General features: G+C 53.9%; 2 protein-coding genes and 2 pseudogenes. 2 read left to right on the top strand and 2 right to left on the bottom strand.

The genetic code is table 11. The features are described 5' to 3' along the window. Positions 1 to 153: 153 nt before the first annotated feature. A pseudogene (locus tag ACLBX9_RS24955) lies at positions 154 to 911 on the top strand (IS5 family transposase). A gap of 104 nt (positions 912 to 1015) precedes the next feature. Here the strand turns inward: ACLBX9_RS24955 and ACLBX9_RS24950 are convergent. Further along, a complete protein-coding gene (locus ACLBX9_RS24950; protein WP_447720828.1) occupies positions 1016 to 2569 on the bottom strand; it encodes a glycosyltransferase family 61 protein in 1554 nt (517 codons plus the stop codon). Beyond that, positions 2559 to 3977, bottom strand: coding sequence for a glycosyltransferase (locus ACLBX9_RS24945; protein ID WP_447720827.1), 1419 nt, complete (start codon positions 3975 to 3977; stop codon positions 2559 to 2561). Before ACLBX9_RS24945 ends, ACLBX9_RS24950 begins: the two co-directional genes overlap by 11 nt. Positions 3978 to 4791: 814 nt before the next feature. Here ACLBX9_RS24945 and ACLBX9_RS24940 point away from each other — a divergent pair. After that, positions 4792 to 5549, top strand: a pseudogene (locus ACLBX9_RS24940) (IS5 family transposase). Positions 5550 to 5569: the final 20 nt, after the last annotated feature.

Raw genomic sequence — 5569 nt, 5'->3', positions numbered from 1 at the left:
CTTAGAGCCCGTCCGATAAGGGTCTGATGCGGGGTTGAGTGGCTGGAATGGCGATGACTCCAGGGGGATGCTGAAGCCTAACCTGGAAGCGCCACGTGGACCCCGACCACCCGGCGGCAGCATAGCCGTGCGGTTCTACGCTGTGAAACTGACCTGACCGACGCTGAGTGGGCGGTGATCGCGCCCCTGATGCCGAGGCCGGAGCCGCGTGGACGACCTCCGATCTGGACGCCCCGAGAGATCCTGAACGCGATCTTCTACGTCCTGCGCGGCGGCATCGCATGGCGGCTCATCCCCAAGGATCTACCGCCGCGTTCGACCACGTTCGGCTACTTCAGCCGCTGGCGCGACACAGGGCTGTTCGGCCGGATCAACCATCACCTCGTCATGGCCGATCGCGCGCGTGTCGGGCGGGAAGCCTCGCCGTCGGCAGCGGTGCTCGATAGCCAGACCGTCAAAACGATAGAGCGCGGCGGGCCACGCGGCTACGACGCTGGCAAGAAGGTCAAGGGCCGCAAACGCCAAGCGCTGGTCGATACGGACGGGCGTGCGCTCGTCCTCGATCCGCAGCCTGCCGACGTGCAAGATCGGGACGGAGCCGTTCCGGTGCTACGCCTGTCGCGCCAGACCTTTCCGTTCATCACCAAGGCCTTCGCCGACGCCGGCTATGCCGGCGACAAGCCCGCGCCGCGAGTGTGACGATCATCGCCGTCGAGATCGTGCGCAAGCCGCCGGATCAGGTTGGCTTTTCTGTTCATCAACGCCGGTGAGTCGTTGAGAGGTTCTTCGCCTGGATCAGCCGCAACCGACGCCTCTGGAAAGATCCGGAAGGGACCCTCGCCTCCGCAAGAGCCTTCCTCTACGCCGCTGCTGTCATGATCCTCGTTCGACGCCTCGCCCGATCAACCTGACTTCTCGGACGAACTCTGAGATCGGGCACGGTTCAAGATTGCCGAGCACATTCGCGCCGTCGGGCTTTCCGATTTACGCTAGAAAACTGAATTCAATCATCATCTTACCCTTCCGACTCGAGCAAGTAAAGCTCGCGCTGGAGATAGATTTTGAGTTTTTCCACATCGATGGAGAAATTATCCATCACTAAGTCAATATCTCGTCTCTGCACATCTGTAGGCTCTGTCACGAGGTGATGAGATCCAGAAAAAATAATGTAATCACATTCTGATAATTTGGCGAGATTCGACTGCAGGCAAAAATCTGTAAGCAGCGGCGAAGATAAGGCGATAATTTTAGTCCCCGGACGACAAAAGATCACATTCGTAAAGGCTGCACCGAGCGGACCAACTATCAAGTCAGCATTGCGGAATAACCAAAACTGCTCGACGAAGGATAGATCTTCGGGGTAAATTATATCAAACCCTAAGCTTGAGAGCATTTCTTCAAGTTCGACGCCGTTGATGACCGTCCTCCCACTCCGCCTAGCCAAATATATTAGTTTGCCTGAACGCCCGTTAGCTGACTCGTGTTCAAGCTTCTCCACGATTCGGTCCCGCATTCCGACGATCGTGGATGTATATATCGCCGAATTCTCCCACGGTCTTTGAAGAAAATTATCTGTCAGGTATGTGGGAGTCGAAACGACATATAACTTTCTAACTCTAGTTGCGGTACGATTGTCGATTATTATATGCGTTCTGTCGGGTGAAAGAATGTCCAGAATCGCTAATTCTTGCGGAAAGAGTTTTGCGTCTACTATAATAGGAACAGTTTTGAGATGGTGAATTTGGTCGACGAGTATTACTTTCGAGAAATATTCAATAAAGACATGAAAATAATTCGGGCTGCATCTTCCGCAAATGAGGATGGCTTCGTTGCAATGCAGGGTTTGATCAAGACTCGCTACGACGACGGCCTTATTTTCCTGGCCACGTATGTGTGCGATATTATTTTGTATGCCCGCAACGAATCCGTTCCTGGGATCGGCCGCCGGTTCGTAGATGACCAATTTTCTGCCTTTGGTCACTTGGAAACTTGGAATGACGATTGCATTCTCGATCTGTCGGACCCACTGGTCAGGCGTTTTGACGGTGCGTACAGGGCGCTCTGATGCTTGATCTACGATTCTAGGTTCTTGAAACGTATATGCGTGCTGATCGTCGAAGACTGTAACGTTGCTGCAAACTCCGGCGTCCATTGCCGAAACTACATCGTAAACTCCGCTTATAACGGATTGGTTTCTTATCAATGCTTCAATTTTTATCGCTCGAGTAAAAAGTACTAGAAACTTGCGGGCACCGAACCGTGCAGCAAGCAGGGCGCTGCGATTAAGTTGTCCGATCCGATCGGTTGAAAATGTCATGCCTCCCTGCAACAGCAGCGAACGCTTAAAAGGTTTTATGTATAATTCGGTGATGATGTCGTAAATAACCGCCTGACGACTTGGAACACGACCCTCGAAACGACCCCACGTTTCGTAGTGCACAACGGCATCGACGCCGCTGGCTGCGACGTCAGGATACGCGAGGTTATAAGATGCTCGATCCACATGCGTTGTCGATTTACCGCGATAGGGAACAAGCATTTCTTTCCAACGGCTGAATTTACGCGTCATTGAAGGCGCCTTGTTCTACGAGGATGTTTAGCCGGAGATACATCTGCCGGCTCTGTGACTGCCAATTGAAAGTTGACAAGAAAAACTTCAGCGCCCTGGCACCGGCGGCCTCTCGCTTTGCGTGATCCTCACAGAGACGTGTGATGGCGCCGACAAGAGCGGGTTGGTCCTGAAAATTAGCGACTTCCCCGAGCCTGTTTACGGAAATAATATTTCCGACAAAGACAGTTTCGTTCGCTAATATTGGCAGCCCAACTGACATATATTGGGATAATTTATTGGGGCAGCAAAAGCGATTATTGGTGGTGACGCCCTCGTATGGTATCACGCCGACATCGGCTTCAGCCATCGCAGATTGTATATCTGCTTCGGGGACTGCATCTGGGAAATAGATGCGGCTATCGAGAAGACCCAGATCTCTCGATCTCTCGATCATAGTCGTTCGGTATTCGTTTGCCGGTCCCTGGAGGCGGAGTATTGCACATGATGGAGTATGACCCCAGCAGTCGATCAGCTGCTCCAATCCACGGCCCGATCCGAATAGACCAGAAAAGATAAAATGCACCGACCCGTCGCGTCTCGATGTCTTTTGATGTCTCGTGTCGGCCGTCCGAGGGACTGCGTTCGGGATCGAAATGAAATTTTTCGAATATAAGTTGGTCATAAATGCTGCCAATGGCTCACTGACTGTCTGGCAGTACCGGGCTTGACTAACCAAACGGCCTTCGAGGTTGCTCCAATATTTAACTTCGAACTGTTCATATTCTGGAATTATCTCTGCCATGTACTCGTGGGCGTCATATAAAACGCCCACTCCAAGCATTCCGCTTAAAATCAATGCGGCTGGAAGGGAGAAGAGGTCAGACGCTATGATCGCTGATACATCATGATCATACCTGCAGGCCTCTACAAGGGTGGCTGTCATGTCTCGCAATTGGCGGAGATTAAAAATGAAACTGCCCAGCCGAGCCGTCTCGGTGCTTGCTCCGAGCATATTTAGCAATTCTTCTCGATCTTGCTTGGTAATATCATTGATAAAAAAAATCTCATTAAATGCCAGTACAGCTGCATGGGAATCCGTCAAGCTTGCGATCCATTGGCGAGCTGCAGTCTCGTCCCATTGTCTTTTATTGATGATCCGGACCGACGGCTCGCCTTTGAGGTCGGCTAGTCGCTCTTCCGTTGCATCCGATGTGGTACCTACCTGATGGATCCTTATGAAGCTTGGCGCAAAATTGGCGATCCAGCTATGTCTTGGGTCGTGTCTTGGATCACCGGTTGTAAGAAGTAAGACCTTCCTTTTGCTGTAAAGCTCATTATCTTTTGATTTCTCGCCTTTAGAGTTAATCGGGGCATATGAGCGAGAAAATATAAGATTACGGATTGCTTTTAGCGGGTCAGTCTTCATTTTTAAACCTTTATATTCGAGTTCATCAGATGGGGCGCCAGCTTATCAAAAAGTAAGTCATACAGTTCAATGTGAGCCCCCCTACCCATCAAACATTTACGTACATCGGTCCATGATTTGATGCACTAGAGGAATTTCAACGATTATTTGTCGGATTATTGTGACGATGTAGATGTTTTACTTGTCCGCAAGTGACATGATATAACCAGGGTTGCCCGAGACGTTGATCTGATCGATGTTGCAGTTTGCTCTTTCATATTGGAGATCGCTATCCTGGTTTAACGAAGGGCTCTTTGGATGGTAACTTTATCAGGCTGGCGCGGACGTCGCGCGGCTACTTACGCGATGCTGGCAAGATAGCCGACGGTTGTTTGTCGTTCCGTCTCGCTACACTGCGAAGTTGGCTGCTCGTACCGGGGAAGCGGTCGACGAGAATGCCGCATTTTGTTGGGAGTTGGCTGAGAGCAAGCATCTGTTTTTGGCTCCGCCTTGGTTTTAGGGCATGCGTCGGGCGAAGGCCATTTGGTCCTCGATCGGATGACCAGCAGCGACAGGGCGGTAGTCATTACGGAGACCCGACCGGCGAAGGTCGGACATTTATCGGGGCGCCCTCCTCGACGAAGCGCTGGCTATGGTGATACAGTGGTAGGTGCAGGCCGGACTTAGAGCCCGTCCGATAAGGGTCTGATGCGGGGTTGAGTGGCTGGAATGGCGATGACTCCAGGGGGATGCTGAAGCCTAACCTGGAAGCGCCACGTGGACCCCGACCACCCGGCGGCAGCATAGCCGTGCGGTTCTACGCTGTGAAACTGACCTGACCGACGCTGAGTGGGCGGTGATCGCGCCCCTGATGCCGAGGCCGGAGCCGCGTGGACGACCTCCGATCTGGACGCCCCGAGAGATCCTGAACGCGATCTTCTACGTCCTGCGCGGCGGCATCGCATGGCGGCTCATCCCCAAGGATCTACCGCCGCGTTCGACCACGTTCGGCTACTTCAGCCGCTGGCGCGACACAGGGCTGTTCGGCCGGATCAACCATCACCTCGTCATGGCCGATCGCGCGCGTGTCGGGCGGGAAGCCTCGCCGTCGGCAGCGGTGCTCGATAGCCAGACCGTCAAAACGATAGAGCGCGGCGGGCCACGCGGCTACGACGCTGGCAAGAAGGTCAAGGGCCGCAAACGCCAAGCGCTGGTCGATACGGACGGGCGTGCGCTCGTCCTCGATCCGCAGCCTGCCGACGTGCAAGATCGGGACGGAGCCGTTCCGGTGCTACGCCTGTCGCGCCAGACCTTTCCGTTCATCACCAAGGCCTTCGCCGACGCCGGCTATGCCGGCGACAAGCCCGCGCCGCGAGTGTGACGATCATCGCCGTCGAGATCGTGCGCAAGCCGCCGGATCAGGTTGGCTTTTCTGTTCATCAACGCCGGTGAGTCGTTGAGAGGTTCTTCGCCTGGATCAGCCGCAACCGACGCCTCTGGAAAGATCCGGAAGGGACCCTCGCCTCCGCAAGAGCCTTCCTCTACGCCGCTGCTGTCATGATCCTCGTTCGACGCCTCGCCCGATCAACCTGACTTCTCGGACGAACTCTGAG

Source organism: Methylobacterium sp. A49B (genome assembly GCF_053346215.1).
The sequence above is the reverse complement of the archived record's forward strand: the minus strand, read 5'-3'. Positions and strand labels throughout refer to the sequence as shown.